Source organism: Myxococcus sp. MISCRS1 (assembly GCF_026626605.1).
GTDB classification, from domain to species: Bacteria; Myxococcota; Myxococcia; order Myxococcales; family Myxococcaceae; genus Myxococcus; species Myxococcus fulvus.
Map to the genome: position 1 here is coordinate 7,177,746 of NZ_JAPNKB010000001.1, position 18,257 is coordinate 7,196,002.

Below are 18,257 nucleotides of genomic sequence, written 5' to 3' on the forward strand. Positions count from 1 at the left end.
GCCCCGGTTCCGTCACTTCCGTCGAGGAAGCGCTCACGCCGCCGCGAGGGCGCTTGCCGCGAGGGCGTCCGAGATGAGCGTGTTGACCTCGTTGGGCGCGCTCAGGTGCGGCAGGTGTCCCTGGTTGGGGACGTAGCGGATGTTGCCGCTCGGCAGGCTCCTGGCCAGGTACTCGCCCACCGCGGTGGGGACGGCGAAGTCGTTGAGCGGCTGGACGACCCAGGTGGGCACCTTCAGCCGGGTCACCTGCTCGCGGTAGTCCGACTCGAAGATGATGCGAATCACGCCGACGGCGATGTCGGGGCGCAGCGCCAGCAGCGAGTCGGCGAAGCCCTTGACCATCTCCGGCGTGGCGGCGGGACCCATGGCCGCCTGCGCGAAGCCGCTGGCCCAGGCCTCGAAGTGCTGCTCGATGGTCTTGTACAGCTCGTCGACGGCCTGGCGGTCGAACCCGCCCTTGAAGTCAGGCGAGTTGAGGTAGCGGGGCGAGGCGCCGATGAAGAGCATGCCCCGGAAGAACTCGGGTCGGACCAGCCCCGCGAGCACGCCAATCATGCCGCTCATCGAGTGGCCCACGTAGAACACGTTGCGCGCCTTGACCGACTCGAGCACCTCCAGCAGGTCCAGCGAGTAGCTCTCCAGGGCCGCGTAGCGATGCGGGCTGTAGTCCTCCAGGTCCGTGCCGTGCGTGCCCACGTGGTCGAACAGGACGATGCGGTGCGTGTCCTCGAAGGCGCGCACCTGGTGGTGCCACGCGCTCTGGTTGGTGCCGAAGCCGTGGGCGAAGACAATCACATCGTCGCCTCGGCCAATGACCTGCACATTGTTTCGAGTGGTGACTGACTTGGTCATGGCGCGAGTCTAGATGATGCGGGGCGCACGGGACGATGCAGCCCGCATGCTCGCAAGTCGACCACCCGACGGAACGTCACGACTCGCGCAGGCGCGCTCACGTTGCCGCACAAGGCGGCAGTGTACCGAGGGCCAGTTGACCCGCGGGAACCCCGTAGTCGCGCGGGACATGCAGGCGGGTCATGACGGACAGTCGCCGCGTCGGCCCCGGCACATCGCGTGCGAAGTCTGTCCGGGGGCGCCCACTCGCGGGCCCGGAGGGTTGAGGCGCGCGAGGCGTGCGGGGACAACGGCGCGTGGGGAGGAGCGCGCATGGGACTGTCGATGTTCCTGACGATGTGGGTGGGGCTGATGTCTGTCGCTCCAGCGGGCAGCGAGGCCCGGCTGCCCGGCAGCACGGAGTGGGCGCTCAGCCAACCGGCGACGGGCGCGCAATTGGAGGGCTACGCCAGCGCGACGAGCGTGCAGCGGGGCCAGTCCATCGACATCCACGTGCGGACCGACAGCCCGCATGCGGTGCGCTGGGAGCTGTACCGCATGGGCCACTACGGCGGCGCGGGCTCGCGGCGCATGGCGTCCGGAGGTCCCGTCACCCTCGGCCCGCAGCCCACGCCGGCGGCGGACAGGACGACGGGGCTGGTCGAGTGTCGCTGGCCGGTGAGCTTCACCGTGGCGACCCAGGCCTCGTGGCCCAGCGGGGTGTACCTGCTCAAGCTGGTGCGTGACGACGGGCCGCAGTCCTACGTCATCTTCGTGGTGCGCGCCGACGAGCGGAAGAACACGGGCGTCGTCCTGATTCCGTTCACCACGTTCCAGGCCTACAACGCCTGGGGCGGAGAGAGCCTCTACGCCACCTCCCTGGGACTGTCCGGAGGCCACGCGAAGGTCGCCTCGTTCGACCGGCCGTACCTGGATGGCAATGGCGCGGGCGAGTACTTCCATGCCTCGCACCACTTCGTGCTGTGGGCCGAGTCCAAGGGCTACGAGCTCAACTACGTCACCAACGTGGACCTGGACCGGGACCCCTCGCTGTTGCTGGGACAGAAGCTGTTCATCTCCGTGGGGCATGACGAGTACTGGTCGCGTCCGCTCAAGCAGGCGGTGGACGCGGCGCTGGCGTCGGGGGTGAACCTGGCGTTCCTGGGCAGCGACACCAGCTGCTGGCTCATCCGCCTGGAGGCGGGGCCCACGGGCACGTCGCGGCGCAGGCAGGTCTGTTACAAGGACGAGGCGCCCCAGGAGGACCCGAAGGCGGGCACGAACCTCATGACGGTGCGCTGGCGCAACGCGCGCCTGGGCGAGCCGGAGAACGGCCTGGTGGGCGTGATGTCCGACGCGTGGGGCCTCATCCCGCAGCCCTACGTGGTGCGCACGCCGGGCGCCTGGCCCTTCGCCGGCACGGGGCTCGCGCAGGGTGACTCCCTCCTCTCCGTGGTGGGCTACGAAATCGACCGCGCGTGGAGCAACGGAGCCTCGCCGCCGGGGCTCGTCGCCCTCGCCGAGTCGCCGGCCATCAGCAGCAGGGGCGAGCCCAACTGGCACACCTCCACCCTCTACACCGCGCCCTCGGGCGCGTTCGTCTTCGCCAGCGGCGGCATCTCCTGGTCCCACGGCCTGTCGCATCCACACTTCGCGGACCTGCGCGTGCAGCGCATCACCGACAACGTGCTGCGCAGGGCGGGCCTCGTGCCGCCGCTTGCGGGCGACACCTTCGGCGCGGACGACCCCAGGCCCGTGGACCGCACCGGACAGTCCGCGGGCGTGTCCACCTTCGCGGGGGCCGCGTTCCAGGAGGGGTTCGTCAACGGCCCCGCGGCGCAGGCGCGCTTGCGTCGGCCCGTGGGCGTGGCGGTGGACGCGCAGGGCAACGTGTTCGTCGCGGACACCGGCAACCACGCGGTGCGGCGCATCGCCAACGACGCGGCGCGCACCGTCACCACCATCGCGGGCACGGGCACGCCGGGGGTGGGCGAGGGGGCCGGCGCGACGACGGCGCTGCGCTCGCCGCAGTCCATCGCCATCGCCACCGACGGCACGCTCTACGTGGCGGACACGGGCAACCACCGCGTCGTCCGAATCGCCCGGGACGCGCGCTGGACGGTGACGACCTTCGCGGGTTCCAAGGACGGACGCCAGGGCAAGGCGGACGGCGTGGGCACCGCCGCGCGCTTCCAGACGCCCTCCAGCGTGACGTTCGCCGGGACGGACCTGTATGTGGCGGACACCTTCAACCACCGGCTCGCGCGCATCACCCCGGCTGGACGGGTGAGCACGCTGATTGGCGCGCGAGGCTCGGGCAGCACCAACGGCCCCGCCAGCCAGGCGAAGCTCCACCGGCCCACGGGTGTGGCCTTCGGCGGTGGCGCGCTGTGGGTGGTGGACACGGGCAACCGCCTCATCCGCCGCGTGGCGATGGACGCCTCCTTCACCACGTCCACCGCCGCGGGCGCCGTCACCGGCGGCTTCTCGGACGGGGCGGGCAGCGCGGCGCTGTTCCTGCCGATGCTCGGCGCGGCCTACGTCCAGGACCGGCTGCTGGTGACGGACACGGGCAACGAGCGCATCCGGGCCGTCGCCTCCGGCCGGGCGAGGACGTACGCGGGCACGGGCGCGCATGGTGCTCGGGATGGCGCGGCGGAACAGGCCACCTTCAGCCTGCCCGCGGGCATCGCGGGCCTGCCCAACGGGGACGTGCTGGTGGTGGACCAGGGCGCGTCCACGGTGCGCAAGCTGCTCGCGCCCGCCTCGGGGGGAGGCTCGCGACCCGTGCCGCGCATCACCGGTGGACCCTTCTCCGGGACGAGCGCGCCCTTGAACGTGTTCCTCGACGCGACGACGAGCACCGCGACGGGCGCGGGCCGCTGGATTCAGCGCTTCCGGTGGGAGCTGGGTGACGGCACCACGTCCGACGCGGCGTACCTGGAGCACCGCTACACGGGCGTGGGCCGCTACACCGTCACGCTCACCGCCACGGACGACCTGGGGGCGAGCGCCTTCGCCACGCAGGTCATCCAGGTGGGCCCGCCCTGACGACGGGCCCGTTCAGGCTCAGGACTTCAGGAAGGCGAGCAGGTCCGCGTGGAACTGCTCGCGGTGCGTCACCGTCAGGCCGTGCGGAGCGCCGGCGTAGACCTTGAGCGTGGAGCCCTTCACCAGCCGGGCCGCCGCGCGCGCCGCGCCCTCGATGGGGACGATCTGGTCGTCATCGCCGTGGATGATGAGCGTGGGGACGTCGAACTTCTTCAAGTCCTCGGTCTGGTCCGTCTCGGAGAACGCCTTGACGCAGTCGTAGGCGGGCTTGAGGCCGCACTGCATGCCGGCCAGCCAGAACGCGTCGCGCGCGCCCTGGGAGACCTTGGCGCCGGGGCGGTTGGCGCCGAAGAAGGGCGTGGTGAGGTCCTGGAAGAACTGGGAGCGGTCGGCGAGGACGCCCGCGCGGATGTTGTCGAACACCTCGATGGGCAGGCCGCCCGGGTTGCTGGCCGTCTTCGCCATGAGCGGAGGCACCGCGCCCACGAGCACCGCCTTGGCCACGCGCTTCGTGCCGTGCCGGGCGATGTAGCGCGCCACCTCGCCGCCGCCGGTGGAGAAGCCCACGAGCACCGCGTTCTTGACGTCGAGCGCGTCGAGCACCGCGGCCAGGTCGTCCGCGTACGTGTCCATGTCGTGACCGGACCACGTCTGGGTGGAGCGGCCGTGGCCCCGGCGGTCGTGCGCGATGGCGCGGTAGCCGTTCGAGGCGACGAACTGGAGCTGCTCGTCCCAGCTGTCCGAGTTCAGCGGCCAGCCGTGGCTGAAGACCACGGGCTGACCGGTGCCCCAGTCCTTGTAGAAGATGCGCGCTCCATCCTTCGTCGTGACGATGCTCATCGTGCCGGCTCCTTCGGGAAGTGACTTCCTCGAGAGCCAACGTAGCCAGGTGCACATCCGCGCCCCACCCCAAGCCGAGGCGCGCCTGACTCCCCCGGATGGGGGAGCCCGGGGGGCCGTGGGTCGGGATGCGGTCGGCTTCGTCAGTTATGCGCCACTGCGTCCACCAAGCGTCCGATGACGAACGTGGCGAGGGACTCCGTGCGCCGTGTGCGGGGTGGCTGGCCTAGGGTCCGACGCGTGGACCCCGTGGATACTGGTGACGCGCGCGCGAGCGTGGAGGTGGGCCGGAGGCGGGCGCCTCGGCTGGACGTGGGTGCCTGGAAGAGCGCGGTGGCGCGCGTGGTCTTCCTGGCGCTGACGTGGTGGGCGCTGTGTGACGGCGACCCGAGCAGCCTGACGTTCGGTCTGGTGGTGGTGGGCGTCGTGGCCGCGGTGAGCTTCGTGTTGAGCCCTCCGCGTCGCCATGCGTGGACGCTCCGGAGCGTGGCGGGCTTCACGCTCTTCTTCCTGAAGGGCTCGGTGCACGGCGGCTTCGACGTGGCCAGGCGCGCCCTCTCTCCCAGCCTGCCCATCTCCCCCGTCCTCGTCCGCTACCCGATGCGCCTGCCCGAGGGCGCGCCCCAGGCGCTGTTCCGCATCACGCTCTGCCTGATGCCCGGCACGCTGAGCGCGGACGTGGAGGGCGAGGAGCTGGTGGTGCACGCGCTCGTGGACCGGGGCCAGGTCATCCACGAGGAGCTGGCGGGCCTGGAGCTCCGTGTGCGCCGCCTGTTCGGCCTGGGGGGGACACCCCCGCCGCCGGAGGGCGCTCATGCATGAGCTGCGCACGGGCCTGGCCCTCTTCCTGCTCTTGAACATCCTGGCCGGCATGGTGCGCGTCGTTCGCGGGCCCACGCTGACGGACCGCTTCATCGTCGCGCAGCTGTTCGGCACCACGGGCGTGGGTGTGCTGGTGCTGCTCGCCGGGAACGAGGGGAGCGCCCCCTTGCGGGACGTGGCCCTCATCTTCGCGCTGCTCGCGCCCGTCACGGTGGTGGCCTTCGTGCGCTTCGCGGTGGGCAGCGACGCGGAGGACGCGCGCGCTCGTGGGGAGGCGCCGCGCCGATGACCCTCCTCGAAGGTGTCTCCGCGGCGTTCATGCTGGCGGGCGCGGGCTTCTGTCTGGCGGGCACGGTGGGCGTGCTGCGCTTCCCGGATGTGTACTGCCGGCTGCACGCGCTCACCAAGGTGGACAACCTGGGGCTGGGCCTGGTGGTGGTGGGCCTGGCGCTCCAGTCGGGCTCCTGGGCCACGGCGCTCAAGCTGCTGTTCGTCTGGCTGTTCGTCCTCGTCGCCAGTGCCTTCACGTGTCAGCTCATCGCCCGCGCGGCGCTGCGGCGGGGCACGCCGGCCTGGACTGGATGGCGGGAGTCATGATGGACGGGCTGCTCGACGCGAGCCTGGCCATCTGTCTGCCCCTCCTGGCCTGGCGGGTCCTGAGGACGGAGGCGCTGTCGCAGGCAGTGGTGCTCTTCGTGGCCTTCGGCCTGTTCTCCGCGCTGGGCTGGGCGCGGCTGGACGCGCCGGACATCGCGCTGGTGGAGGCCGCGGTGGGCACGGGCCTGACGGGCGCGCTGCTCATGCACACGCTGAGCTGGACGGAGGACGACTCCTCGGACGTGCGCGCCCGCGCGCGGCGCAGGCCCTGGGCGCTCTTGTGCACGGTGGCCCTGACGGCACTGCTGGGCTGGGCGGTGCTCGCGCTGCCCGCCGACAGCCAGGGCCTGGGGCGGCTCGTCGCCGCTCGCCAGGGGGACAGCGGCGTGGAGCACCCCGTCACCGCGGTGCTCTTGAACTTCCGGGGCTACGACACGCTGCTGGAGATCGCCGTGCTGCTGGTGGCCGCGCTGGGCGCGCGCGCGGTGAATCCGCGCAGCGAGCGGCCGGACAAGGAGGCGATGGAGGACCCGCTGACGGGGGAGCTGTTCCAGCTGATGACGCCCGCGCTGCTGCTGGTGGCGGGCTACCTGGTCTGGGTGGGCGACCACGGTCCGGGCGGAGCCTTCCAGGCGGGCGCCATCCTCGCGGGCGGCGGGGTGGTGGCCATCCTCACCGCGCGCATGGGCACGCCGCGCATGTCGTCGTTGCGGGTGCGCTGGGCGCTGCTCACCGGGCCGTTGATGTTCATCCTGGTGGCGGTGGCGCCGCTCGTCTCCGGAGGGCGGCTGCTCGAGTACCCGGAGCAGTACGCGGGCACGCTCATCTTCGTCGTGGAGGCGGCGCTGACGGTCTCCATCGCCATGGTGCTGCTGATGTTCTTCCCCGGGACGCGTCCGCCCCGGGCGCTGCCGGAGCAGCGGCCGTGAGCCCGTGGGCCGTCTATGCGCTCTCGGGCGTGGCGATGTTCAGCGTGGGGCTGGTGGGGCTCTTCTCCCACCAGCACGTCGTGAAGCGCATCCTCGCGGCGAACATCGCGGGCTCCGGCGTCCTGCTGGTGCTGGTGGCGCTCGCGCGGCGGGGGCCCAAGGGCGTGCCGGACCCGGTGCCGCACGCGCTGGTGCTCACGGGCATCGTGGTGTCGGTGAGCGCCACGGCGCTCGCGGTGGCGCTGGCGCGGCGCATGGCGCGGCTGCAGGCCGAGCAGTCCCACACCCCGGAGCGTGAGCCCGTCCCCGTTGGGGAGCGCTCATGACGGGAGCCTCGGCCTTGATGGCGTGGCCCGTCATCATCCCTCTGCTGGGCGCGGTGCTGGCGCTGCTGGTGGGACGGCCCGCGGTACGCCTCATCGCGGGCGTGACGTCGGTGGCCACGCTCAGCATGTCCGCCGTGCTGGCATGGGAGGTGGCGCATCGGGGTGTGCTGCGCCAGAGCATCGGTGGTTGGGGCGTGCCGCTGGGCATCGAGTGGCGGGCTGACGGGCTCGCCGTGCTGATGATGTTGACCATCGCCCTGGTGGGCTCGCTCACCAGCGTCCATGCCCTGGACCACCTTCCGGACCGCGAGGACCGGGAGTTCCTGCCGCTGTGGCTGCTGGTCTGGTGCGCGCTCAACGCGCTGGTGCTGTCGGCGGACGCCTTCAACCTCTACGTCACGCTGGAGCTGACCACTCTGGGCGCCGTGGCGCTCATCGCGGTGCGGCGGGACTTGCCGGGGCTGGACGGAGGGCTGCGCTACCTGCTCTTCGCGCTGCCGGGCTCGCTCTGCTACTTGCTGGGCATCGCGCTGTTGTACGGGGCCCATGCGGCGCTGGACGTGGGGCTGCTCGCCGAGCGCGTCCAGTCCGGGCCGGTGACGTGGGTGGCGGCGGCGCTGGTGACGGTGGGGCTGTGCCTCAAGACGCCGCTGTTCCCGCTGCACGTGTGGCTGCCACCGACGTACGCGGGCGCGCCCACGCCGGTGACGGCGCTGTTGTCGGCGCTCATCTCCAAGGGCTCCTACTACGTGCTGTTCCGGCTGTGGCTGGAGGTCTTCGCGCCGGTGATGGACGCCCAGGTGGCGCAGCTGCTCGGGCTGTTGGGCGCGGCCGCGGTCATCTGGGGCTCGTTGCTGGCGCTGCTCCAGTCGCAGCTCAAGCGGGTCGTCGCGTACTCGAGCGTCGCGCAGATCGGCTACATGTTCCTCGTCTTCCCCATGGCGACGGAGGATGCGCGGGCGGGGGCCATCTACCTGGTGGTCTCGCACGCGGCGGCCAAGGCCTCCATGTTCGTGGCGGTGGGCAACATCCACCAGGCGGTGGGAATCACCACGCTGGGCGGGGTGCAGGGCCTGGCGGGGCGGATGCCGTTCACCTTCCTGGCGCTCGGCCTGGGGGGCATCAGCCTGATTGGCATTCCTCCGAGCGGGGGCTTCATCGCGAAGTGGCTGCTGCTCAACGCGTCCATCGCCACGGGCCAGTGGTGGTGGGGCGTGGTGCTGCTGGTGGGCAGCCTCCTGGCGGCGGCGTACGTCTTCCGCATCCTCCGGGGCTCGTTCCTACCGCTGCCGGAGGGCGTCACCGTGCGCGCCATCCCGCTGGGCAACGAGCTGGCGCCGTTCGCGCTGGCGCTCATCGCGCTGGTGCTGGGGCTGGTGCCCTGGTTCCCGTTGGGGTTGCTGGCGGTGGGGGCGGCGCGATGAAGAACACCTGGCTGCCCCTGTGCGTGCTGCTGAGCTCGCTGTTGCCGGGGCTCATCATCTTCCTGCTCGCCGAGGAGGCGCGGCGCACGCGCACGGCGCTCAACCTGACGGCCGCGGCGACGAAGCTGCTGCTCACGGCGGCCATGGCCTGGGGCGTGTTCCAGGGGCGTCAGTACGAGACGCGCGTGACCTTCTTCCCCAACGCGGACCTGGTGCTGCGGGCGGACTCGTTCAGCCTGCTCTTCATCACGCTGTCCGCGGTGCTCTGGTTCGTGACCACCATCTACGCGGTGGGCTACCTGGAGGGCACCGGGCACCGCAGCCGGTTCTTCGGCTTCTTCTCGCTGTGTGTCGCCTCGACGATGGGCATCGCCCTGGCGGGCAACCTCCTGACGTTCTTCCTCTTCTACGAGATGCTCACGCTGTCCACGTACCCGCTGGTCATCCACCGCGGGACGAAGGAGGCGCTGCGCGCGGGCAACGTGTACCTGCGCTACACGCTCAGCGGGGCCACGCTGCTCCTGGCGGGCGTGGTGCTGCTCTACACGCTGGCGGGCACGGTGGAGTTCACCGAGCGGGGGGCGCTGTCGGCCGTGGTGGACCACCGCGTGGAGTTGACGGTGGCCTTCGCGCTGCTCATCGGCGGGCTCGCGGTGAAGGCGGCGCTGGTGCCGTTCCATGGCTGGCTGCCGGTGGCGATGGTGGCGCCCGCGCCGGTGAGCGCGCTGCTCCACGCCGTCGCGGTGGTGAAGGCGGGGGCGTTCGGCATCACCCGCGTCATCTACGACGTGTATGGCGTCTACCTGGTGCACGACCTGAAGGTGACGCGTCCGTTGGCCATCGTCGCGGCCATCACCATCCTGTACGGCTCGCTGAAGGCGCTCCAGCAGGGGGACTTGAAGAGGCGGCTGGCCTACTCGACGGTGAGCCAGGTGGCGTACATCGTGGTGGGGGTCTCCATCTTCGGCACGGTGTCGACGATTGGGGGGCTGGTGCACCTGGTGCATCAGGGGGTGATGAAAATCACCCTGTTCTTCTGCGCGGGGAACTACGCGGAGGAGCTGCACCTGCACCGGGTGAAGCAGCTGCGCGGAGTGGGGCGGCGGATGCCGCTGACGACGGCGGCCTTCACCATCGCCGCGCTGGGGATGATTGGGATTCCGCCCGTCGCGGGCTTCATCACCAAGTGGTACCTGGGCATCGGCGCGCTGGAGGCGAACGAGTCGTGGCTGGTGGTGGTGCTGCTCTTGAGCAGCCTGCTCAACGCGGGGTACTTCCTGCCCATCGTCTACTCGGCGTGGTTCCAGGCGCCGACCGAGGACTGGAAGCCGAGCCCGCGTCCCCACGGGTGGGAGATTGGCTGGGCGCTGCTGTTCCCGACGGTGGTGACGGCGGTGCTGTCGGTGGCCGCGGGGCTGTTCGCGGGCGCGGAGCTCAGCCCGCTGGGCTGGACGAGGCTCATCACGGACCGGGAGTTCCGGCCATGAGCGGATGGCAGGAGGTGCCCTCGCTGCTCGTCCTGGCGACCCTGGGCGTGCCGCTGGTGCTCATGGTGACGATGATGCCGCCGGCGACGCGCAAGGTGGGCGCCCTGCTGGCGCCGTGGGCGGCGCTCCCGACGGTGGTGCTGGGCTTGAGCGCCGGGGCGACGGTGTACTGGCCGCACGTGCTGTTGGGCATGCGGCTGTACGCGCCGGACGAGGTGACGCGGACGTACCTGCTCTTCACCGGCGTGTTGTGGCTGTTCTCCGGGCTCTTCGCGCGAGGGTATCTGCGCGAGGACGGGCGGAAGGCCTCGTTCTGGGGCTTCTACCTGGCGACGCTGGTGGGGAACGTGGGGGCGGTGCTCGCGCGGGACATGGCGAGCTTCTACCTGTTCTTCGCGATGATGACCTTCTGCGCGTATGGGCTCGTGGTCCATTCGCGGGAGGAGCGCGCGGCCCGGGCGGGGCGCGTGTACATCATCATGGCGTTGGTGGGCGAGGTGCTGCTGCTCGCGGCCTTCTTCCTCATCGCGGGCACGCGCATCAACCTGACGTTCGACGAGGTGCCGCGCGTGGTGGCGCAGTCGCCCGAGCGCGCGCTCATCTGCGTGCTGATTCTCGCGGGCTTCGGCGTGAAGGTGGGCGTGCTGCTGTTGCACATGTGGCTGCCCCTGGCGCATCCGGTGGCGCCCGCGCCGGGCAGCGCGGTGCTCAGCGGCACCATCATCAAGGTGGGGGTGCTGGGCTGGCTGCGCTTCCTGCCGCTGGGCGAGGCGAGCGTGCCCGAGGTGGGGCAGGTGCTCGTGGTCCTGGGGCTGGCGGCGAGCTTCTACGGCGTGCTGGTGGGGCTGACGCAGAAGGAGGCGAAGACGGTGCTCGCCTATTCGAGCATCAGCCAGATGGGGTTCTTGACGCTCGCGGTGGGGCTCGCGTTGGGGGCGCCGGAGGCGGCGGCGGTGTTGGTGGGCGCGGTGCTCGTGTATGCGACGCACCACTCGCTGGCGAAGGGGTTGTTGTTCCTGGGCGCCGGGCTGGTGCACGAGACGGGGCGGCGGGGCTGGCGCGCGGTGGTGGTGTGGGTGGGGCTGGTGTGGGCAGGGCTGGAGATTGCCGGAGCGCCGCTGACGAGCGGGGCGCTGGCGAAGCTGTCGTTGAAGTCGGCGGAGGCGGTGGCGCACGCGCCGGAGGTGGTGTCGACGCTGTTGTCGCTGGCGGCGGTGGGCAGCACGCTCATCATGGCGCGCTTCCTGGTGACGGTGCTCCCCGACGCGCCCGAGCAGGGGACTGGCGACACGGGAGGGATGTGGCTGTCGTGGGTGCTGCTGCTCGTCGTGGACACGGTGCTGTTGGTGTGGCCGCCGGTGGGCTCGGAGTTGCTGCCCAAGCTCCTGGAGCCGAAGAATCTGTGGTCCTCGGCCTGGCCCGTGGCGCTGGGCGTGGCCGTGAGCGCGGTGGCGTGGCGCATGGGCCGGAGCGTCCTGGAGATACCGGCGGGGGACGTGCTGTGGCCGTTGTCGAGGCGGGTGCTCCCCGGGTGGCGGCTGTTGACGCGAGGCGCGGAGCGCGAGGACTCGAAGCCGGGGGCGCTGACGGTGCGCACGCTGCGCGGGTTCGAGCGGATGCGCGACCTGTTCCTCCACGCGGTGGGCCGCGGGGAGGAGGGGCTGAGCCGGCTGAGCCACGTGGGCTTCCTGCTCCTGGTGTTCCTGGGTGTGTTCCTGTTCCTGCTCGTGCGCTGAGCCGGAACGCCCGCCCGGGCAAGGCCCGCGTGCCGAGCACGCGGGCCGGTGAGGCTCAGCCGCGCTGGACGCGCAGGCGGGCCGGCAGGCCGTTGAGGCTGACCTCCTCCTCCTGGCCGGTGAAGCCCTCGGGCCCCACATGGATGGCCGAGGCGAGCGTCTCCCGCGCAATCAGCGCGCGGCCCTCGTCCGTCACGCGCTTCACGCGCGCATCACCGTCCACCCACAGCTGGATGGTGTCCGTGTAGCCCAGCTCCAAATCCTTGCGAGCCCCCTGCACCCGCGCGAGCAGCTCGCGCACGAGCCCCTCGTCGATGAGCGCTTCGGTGAGCTGCGTGTGGAGCACCACCACGCCGGCGCCGGTGCCCGCCGCCGCGAAGCCGGGGTTGGCCTCCACGAGCGTCTCCAGCTCCTCACCGGTGAACACCAGCTTCTCGCCGCCCAGCTCCAGCGCCACCTGCCCCGTCTGGAGCAGCTCGCGGTGCAGCGCGCGCCCGTCGCCCGTGTCGAACGCCTTGCGCACCGGCGCCAGCTTGGGCCCGAGCCGTCCGCCCACCGCGCGCAGGTTCGGCCGCACCCGGAAGCGCACCACGTCCGCGTCCGGGCTGCCCGGCTCCACGAAGCGCACCTCGTGCACGTTCAGCTCGTCCGCGAGCAAATCCTTGTACGCGGCCAGCCGCTCCGTCAGCTCCTTGCGCGCGAGGATGATGTCGGCTCGCGCCAGCGGCTGACGCACCTTGAGCTTGTTGTCCGTGCGCACCTTGAGGCCCGGCGACACCAGCTCGCGCACCGCCGCCATGTCCGCGGCCAGCTCCGCGTCGATGAGGCTTGGGTCCGCCTGGGGGAAGTCCGCCAGGTGCACGCTCTCCGGCTGCGTCGTGGGCCAGGGCTTGCGCACCAGGTTGCCCCACATCTCGTCGGCGAAGAACGGGATGAACGGCGCGGAGAGGGCGGCGATGGTGGTCAGCGCCTCGTACAGCGTGAAGTACGCGTCCTGCTTGTCCTGCTCCAGCCCCGCCGTCCAGTACCGGTCCCGGCTGCGGCGCAGGAACCAGTTGGACAGGCCGTCCACCAGCGCCACCAGCCGCTGGGCCGCGTCGTACACCTGATAGGTGTCCAGCGCCTTCTCCACGTCGCGCAGCGCCAGCTGCACCTCGGAGAGAATCCACCGGTCCAGGAGCGGGCGCTGCCTCACCTCGCGCCAGCCCTGGCTCTGCTTCACCGCCTCCCACGGCGCCGCCTTGGCGTCCGGGTTGCCCTTCGCCGGGTTGAAGCCGTCGATGTTCGAGTAGATGGTGAAGAACGAGTAGACGTTGCGCAGCTTGATTTGAAAGTCCTTCTGCAACAGCCGCACGTTCGCCAGCGAGTGGCGCGTGTTGGACCACGTGGGGCTCGCCGCGTAGAAGAACCAGCGGAACGCGTCCGCGCCGGGGGCCTTGGCGTTGGGGTCCTTCACGGTGACGCGCTCGGAGGCCGCGAGCCTCGGCACCTCCACCGGCATCACGCCCGCGCCCTTGGCGGACGGCGCCACGCCCAGCTTCTCGTGCTCCGCGGGCCCGAGCAGCACCACGCGGCGCTTGAGCTTCTTGTGCGCCTTCACCGTCACGGTGACAAAGACGTCCGGCCGGTCCGGGCGGAACACCTGCACCTTGGCGCCCTCCACCAGGTCCAGGCCCTCCAGGTCCTCGCGCGCGATGAGCGCCACGCCCGGCTCACCCGGCATGCCCGCCTCGGCGGCGGTGAGCACCGCGAAGTCCATGCGCACTTCGTCGAGGATGATTTCGGGCGGCGTGTAGTTGCCCTTGGACTTGGACTCCTTGCGGCCCTCCTTGTCGGAGACGTGGCCCAGCACGATGCAGCTCTTGTACGGGTGCGGCCACTCCCGCTGGGGCACGAGGCCCAGGCGCGCCTGCGTCTCCTCGTCGAAGACCAGCGTGCTCACCATGAGCAGGGAGTAGAACCACCCGCGCGTCTGGTCGATGGCCTCGGAGATGAAGTCCGCCGGGAAGGCGCGGTTGAAGATGGCGTGCGAGCCCTCCGCATGCGGGAAGCCCCACTGCGCGAAGGGCATGCAGCCCGAGTCGAACCACACGTCCACCACCTCGGGCACGCGCACGAAGCGGCCCGGGGTGCCCGGCTTCTCGTACGTCACCTTGTCAATCCAGGGCTTGTGGACGATGAGGTGGCGCGCGTTGGCCTCGTGCGGCTTGCCCTTGAGGAACGCGGCGAGCTCCGACTCCACGGCGCCCAGGTTGCTGCCGGGCTTCTGGCGCAGCGCCTCGAGCGAGGGCACCGCCTCCACCTCGCCCGTCTCCGAGTGGACCCACAAAGGCAGCGGCGTGCCCCAGTAGCGCTCGCGCGACAGGGCCCAGTCGACGTTGTTGGCCAGGAAGTCGCCGAAGCGGCCTTCCTTGATGTGCTCGGGCACCCAGTTGACGGCGCGGTTGTTGGCGATGGCGCGGTCCTTCACCGCCGTGGTGCGGATGTACCAGGCGGGGCGGGCGAACTGGATGAGCGGGTCGTCATCCGCGCGCCAGCAGAACGGGTACTCGTGCTTGTACTGCTCGGTGACGAGCAACAGGCCCCGCTCCTTGAGGTTGCGCTGGATGTCCTTGTCCGCGTCCTTCACGAACTTGCCGGTGACGAGCGGCACGTCCTCGGAGAAGGTGCCGTCCGGCTTCACCGCGCAGAACAGCTCCATCGCGTGCGGCTGGGCGAAGCGCTCGCGGTCCTTGCGGAAGGCGTCGTAGTCGTCCTCGCCGAAGGCCGGGGCGATGTGGACGATGCCCGTGCCGCTCGACAGCGTGACGAAGTCGGCGGCCAGCACGCGCCAGGCGCGCACGTCGTCGCCGCCGTCTCGCAGCGCCAGCCGCGTGTCCCCCTCCTTGGAGAAGTACACGTCGAAGGGCGGCAGGTAGCGCTGGCCCACCAGCGCGCGGCCCGGCTGCGTGTCGAGGACAGGCAGGTCCTTCTTGAGCTTCTTGGCCAGCTCCTCGCGCAGCGCGGCGGCGACGATGAGCTTGCGGTCGCCCGCGTCCACGGTGACGTAGTCGACGCCCGTGTTGACGGCCGCGTACATGTTGGACGGCAGCGTCCAGGGCGTGGTCGTCCAGACGAGCAGCGAGGTGTCCGGCGCGTCGCGCAGCGGGAAGGCGACGTAGACGCTCGGGTCGTCCACCGTCTTGTAGCCCAGGCCCACCTCGGCCGAGCTCAGCGCGGTGCCGCCCTGCGGCCACCACCAGACCACCTTGTGGCCCTGGTACAACAGGCCCTTCTGGTGCAGCTCCGCCAGCGCCCACCAGACGCTCTCCACGAAGGGGCGGTGGTAGGTGACATAGGCCTGGTTCAGGTCCACCCAGAATCCGATGCGCTCGGTGAGCCGCTCCCACTCGGAGGTGTAGCGGAAGACGGACTCGATGCAGCGCTCGGTGAAGGGCTCCACGCCATAGCGCTCGATTTCCGCCTTGCCGTGGATGCGCAGCTCCTTCTCCACCTCCACCTCCACGGGCAGGCCGTGGGTGTCCCAGCCCGCCTTGCGAGGCACGTAGTGGCCGCGCATCGTCTGGTAGCGGGGGAACAAATCCTTGATGACGCGGGTGAGGACGTGGCCGTTGTGGGGCAGACCGTTGGCGGTGGGCGGGCCCTCGTAGAAGACGAAGCTCTTGGCCCCTTCGCGCGCCTCGAGCGAGCGCTCGAAGATGCGACGGTCCTTCCAGAAGGCGAGGATGCGGCGTTCCTCGGCCGGGAAGTCCATCTCCGCGGGTACGGCGTCGAACAGGGCGGGGGGCGCTGACTCAGGCATGGTGGGTGCTTGATAGCACCCGGAGCGAGGGAGGGAAGGGGGCCCGAGGAGGGATGCGCTCCTAGTTCCAGGGATAGGACGGCTCGTAGGTGCTCGTGCCGCCCAGGAGGAAGGGGAGCTTGCCTGTCAGGACGAGTCCCACCTCGCGGCCCTGTCGGACGCGGCCGGGGACGCCGTCCGGGCCGAGCGCGCCGCCCTTGTCGCTCAGGGGCAGGCTGATGCGCACGCCCAGCGAGCCGTAGATGCCCGTGAGGAAGGGGGTGAGCTGCAGGCCCGTGGTGGGCAGGTGGTCCTCGGTTCCGGTGAGGTGGTAGGCGCCCAGCTCCAGGCCCGCGAAGAGCAGGGTGCCCTGGATGCCGCCGGCGAGGCGGGCCTCCCCCTGGGTCATCCACTGGGCCTGGGCGAAGGCGCCCAGGCTCTGGACTTCATGGACCCAGTTGAGGGTGGACTCCAGCCCCAGCCCGTAGCGGGGCTTGCCCGTGAGGTCGTCGATGCTGACGAGGGGGCCGACGGTGAGCCAGGTCTCGTTCTTGGGGAAGGAGACCTGGGCCTGCGACGCGAAGGGGAGGAGGACGAGGAGGGCGCAGAGGAGGCGTGGGTTCATGGCGTGCTGGAGTTGCAACGCACGGACCTGGAGGAAGTTGCAGCGGAGGCAGGGGGTGGGACGTGTGCAGGGGACTGCACGGTGCGCAGCGGCTGGCGCACGCTCATGAAGTCGAGCGCGGGGCGCGGACGAAGAGCCGGCGCGCGGTGCGCAGCAGCAGGTCCTTGTAGCGAGGCTGGGAGTAGCCGCGCTCCAGGGTGAGGTGCTCCCAGTTGCGCACGGACAGGAGCGTCCAGAGCAGGTCGGTGGCCTCGCGCGGTGTGTAGTCGGGGGAGAGGGTGTGGTCGGTGCGCAGGGCTTCGATGGCGGCGGCGCAGCCTTCGCGCATGTCCTCCATGCGCTTCTTCCAGGCCTCGGCGGCCTCTTCGTCGGTGTCGGCCATGGCCATCAGCGCCTTGGCCACGCCGCGAATCTCGGGGATGTAGTCGGCCCAGGCGCCGACGTATGCGTCCAGGCGCTCCGCGCCGCTCTTCGCGGTGCGGCTGGGGACCAGGCGCGTGCGCACGTCCTTGAGCTCGTCCAGGTAGAGCGTGGTGGCGATGAGCAGGGCGGCCCGGGTGTTGAAGTGCAGATAGACGGCCTGACGGCTGACGCCGGCCTTCTTCGCGATGTCGCTCATCCGGACGGCCTGCCCCTGGCGTGTCTCCAACAGGTGCAGCGCGGCCGCGAGGATGCGGGTCCGGGTCTCCGGCGGTTCACTTGACATGATGTAAAGTCGCGAATATCTCTCGCGGAGTCAATTGACACGGTGTCAAGCGAGGGGCGGCGATGCGAAACCGGATGACGAAGGCGGTGTTGCTGGTCGTGGGCGCAATCGGGGGGGCGATTGGCGCGGCGTTGTTGTTCACGCCGCAGGCGTTCCACGGGTGGAGTGGAATCGACCATGGGGGGCAGGTGAGTCTGTTGAGCGAGGTGCGCGCGCCAGGAGGGGCATTGCTGGCGTGTGGGCTGCTCATCATGGCCGGCGGAATCTGGAGCCGGCTGACGTTCACGTCGCTGGCGGTGTCGACGACGCTGTACCTGTCTTACGGCATGTCGCGGCTGCTGAGCCTGGCCGTGGACGGCACGCCCGCGCCGGAGCTGGTCGCGGCGATGGTGGCGGAGCTGGTGATTGGCGCGCTCTGCGCGGTGCTGTGGTCGAAGAGCGCGCAGCCGCTGGGGCGCGCGGAGGCGCTCCCGGGGACTTGATGGGTGCTACGTACTTGCAGCCTTCTGCTCAAAGCCCATGACGAAACGGTTCTTCGAGCTTGCTCCCGACATGTCGCTCCCTGGGCGATGTTCTCTCGGAATCCCCACGGACATGAGTGGCCGCGAGGTCGAGGACCCCTGGCTGTTCAAGAAGGGGCGTCGCATCGAGAACCCGGGTCGATTGAGGATTCCCGTGGACGTCCCGGGCAGGACTTTCGATTTCACCCTCGCGGGGATTTCGACACCCGTCGTCCACGTCCGAGTGGCGACGCTGCTCACGGAACTGGCACCCGAGGATGTGCAGGTCATCCCGGTGGAGATTCCGGAGTACCCCGAGCAGTACAGCATCCTCGTGGCGACGAAACTCATCGAGTGCATCGACGACGCGGCGTCCCGGGAGGTGGAGCGGTGGACCGCCGAGGACGGACGGCCCGAGAAGGTGGGCCAGTACCGGGACGTGGACGGGCTGAGAATCGACCCGTTGAAGGTGGGTGAGGCAAAGCTCTTCCGGACCTGGGGCTGGTCCGTGGCGCTCATCGTCTCCGAGGACCTCAAGCTCGCGCTGGAGGCGCTCGGTATCACGGGGATGCGCTTCACCGAGGTCTGAGGTCCACCGTATG

The 18,257-nt window shown here is 70.6% G+C and carries 16 protein-coding genes; 11 read left to right on the plus strand and 5 right to left on the minus strand.

Translation table 11 applies throughout. The annotated features are described in order from the left end of the window. Positions 1 to 33 precede the first annotated feature (33 nt). A complete protein-coding gene (locus OWM54_RS28575) occupies positions 34 to 795 on the minus strand; it encodes an alpha/beta fold hydrolase (RefSeq protein ID WP_267699564.1) in 762 nt (253 codons plus the stop codon). Positions 796 to 1,164: 369 nt separating this feature from the next. Here OWM54_RS28575 and OWM54_RS28580 point away from each other — a divergent pair, with 369 nt between their 5' ends. Next, positions 1,165 to 3,882, plus strand: a complete 2,718-nt coding sequence (locus OWM54_RS28580; protein WP_267699565.1) for a N,N-dimethylformamidase beta subunit family domain-containing protein — start codon at positions 1,165 to 1,167, stop codon at positions 3,880 to 3,882. 18 nt (positions 3,883 to 3,900) lie between these two features. Here the strand turns inward: OWM54_RS28580 and OWM54_RS28585 are convergent, their stop codons facing one another. After that, positions 3,901 to 4,722, minus strand: coding sequence for an alpha/beta fold hydrolase (locus OWM54_RS28585; RefSeq protein WP_074951279.1), 822 nt, complete (start codon positions 4,720 to 4,722; stop codon positions 3,901 to 3,903). 249 nt (positions 4,723 to 4,971) lie between these two features. Between OWM54_RS28585 and OWM54_RS28590 the strand changes: the two genes are divergently transcribed. From OWM54_RS28590 to OWM54_RS28625, 8 genes are read left to right on the plus strand one after another with little or no spacing between them, the layout of a single operon-like run. After that, on the plus strand, positions 4,972 to 5,544 hold the full coding sequence (locus OWM54_RS28590) for a Na+/H+ antiporter subunit E (protein WP_267699567.1): 573 nt from the start codon (positions 4,972 to 4,974) through the stop codon (positions 5,542 to 5,544). Beyond that, a complete protein-coding gene (locus OWM54_RS28595) occupies positions 5,537 to 5,833 on the plus strand; it encodes a monovalent cation/H+ antiporter complex subunit F (RefSeq protein WP_141330747.1) in 297 nt (98 codons plus the stop codon). Before OWM54_RS28590 ends, OWM54_RS28595 begins: the two co-directional genes overlap by 8 nt. Continuing rightward, positions 5,830 to 6,141 carry a monovalent cation/H(+) antiporter subunit G gene (gene mnhG / locus OWM54_RS28600; RefSeq protein WP_267699568.1) on the plus strand — a complete coding sequence of 104 codons (312 nt, stop codon included), beginning with the start codon at positions 5,830 to 5,832 and terminating at the stop codon, positions 6,139 to 6,141. Before OWM54_RS28595 ends, mnhG begins: the two co-directional genes overlap by 4 nt. Further along, the gene (gene mbhE / locus OWM54_RS28605; protein WP_267699569.1) at positions 6,126 to 7,070 is read left to right on the plus strand and encodes a hydrogen gas-evolving membrane-bound hydrogenase subunit E; all 945 of its coding nucleotides are present in this window, start codon (positions 6,126 to 6,128) and stop codon (positions 7,068 to 7,070) included. The genes mnhG and mbhE overlap by 16 nt, the downstream gene beginning before the upstream one ends. Then, complete coding sequence (locus OWM54_RS28610; protein ID WP_267699570.1) at positions 7,067 to 7,396, plus strand: cation:proton antiporter subunit C; 330 nt, start codon at positions 7,067 to 7,069, stop codon at positions 7,394 to 7,396. Before mbhE ends, OWM54_RS28610 begins: the two co-directional genes overlap by 4 nt. Next, complete coding sequence (locus OWM54_RS28615; RefSeq protein WP_267699571.1) at positions 7,393 to 8,820, plus strand: complex I subunit 5 family protein; 1,428 nt, start codon at positions 7,393 to 7,395, stop codon at positions 8,818 to 8,820. Before OWM54_RS28610 ends, OWM54_RS28615 begins: the two co-directional genes overlap by 4 nt. Then, complete coding sequence (locus OWM54_RS28620) at positions 8,817 to 10,307, plus strand: monovalent cation/H+ antiporter subunit D family protein (RefSeq protein WP_267699572.1); 1,491 nt, start codon at positions 8,817 to 8,819, stop codon at positions 10,305 to 10,307. The genes OWM54_RS28615 and OWM54_RS28620 overlap by 4 nt, the downstream gene beginning before the upstream one ends. Beyond that, positions 10,304 to 12,043, plus strand: coding sequence for a complex I subunit 5 family protein (locus OWM54_RS28625; protein ID WP_267699573.1), 1,740 nt, complete (start codon positions 10,304 to 10,306; stop codon positions 12,041 to 12,043). Before OWM54_RS28620 ends, OWM54_RS28625 begins: the two co-directional genes overlap by 4 nt. Before the next feature lie 55 nt (positions 12,044 to 12,098). On the opposite strand, the gene ileS is transcribed toward OWM54_RS28625, so the two are convergent. From ileS to OWM54_RS28640, 3 genes are all read right to left on the minus strand, one after another. Beyond that, positions 12,099 to 15,845 (minus strand): isoleucine--tRNA ligase, encoded by a 3,747-nt coding sequence (gene ileS / locus OWM54_RS28630; RefSeq protein ID WP_267699574.1) that lies wholly within the window; start codon positions 15,843 to 15,845, stop codon positions 12,099 to 12,101. A 61-nt stretch (positions 15,846 to 15,906) separates the two neighbouring features. Beyond that, positions 15,907 to 16,449, minus strand: a complete 543-nt coding sequence (locus OWM54_RS28635; RefSeq protein WP_223751372.1) for a hypothetical protein — start codon at positions 16,447 to 16,449, stop codon at positions 15,907 to 15,909. A gap of 103 nt (positions 16,450 to 16,552) precedes the next feature. Continuing rightward, on the minus strand, positions 16,553 to 17,155 hold the full coding sequence (locus OWM54_RS28640) for a TetR/AcrR family transcriptional regulator (RefSeq protein ID WP_267699575.1): 603 nt from the start codon (positions 17,153 to 17,155) through the stop codon (positions 16,553 to 16,555). Between the two features lie 62 nt (positions 17,156 to 17,217). On the opposite strand from OWM54_RS28640, the gene OWM54_RS28645 reads away from it, so the two are divergent. Both OWM54_RS28645 and OWM54_RS28650 read left to right on the plus strand, forming a co-directional pair. Next, positions 17,218 to 17,637 (plus strand): DUF4345 domain-containing protein, encoded by a 420-nt coding sequence (locus OWM54_RS28645; protein ID WP_223781530.1) that lies wholly within the window; start codon positions 17,218 to 17,220, stop codon positions 17,635 to 17,637. Between the two features lie 37 nt (positions 17,638 to 17,674). After that, positions 17,675 to 18,244: an imm11 family protein gene (locus OWM54_RS28650; RefSeq protein ID WP_267699576.1), complete on the plus strand. Its 570-nt coding sequence runs from the start codon at positions 17,675 to 17,677 to the stop codon at positions 18,242 to 18,244. Positions 18,245 to 18,257: the final 13 nt, after the last annotated feature.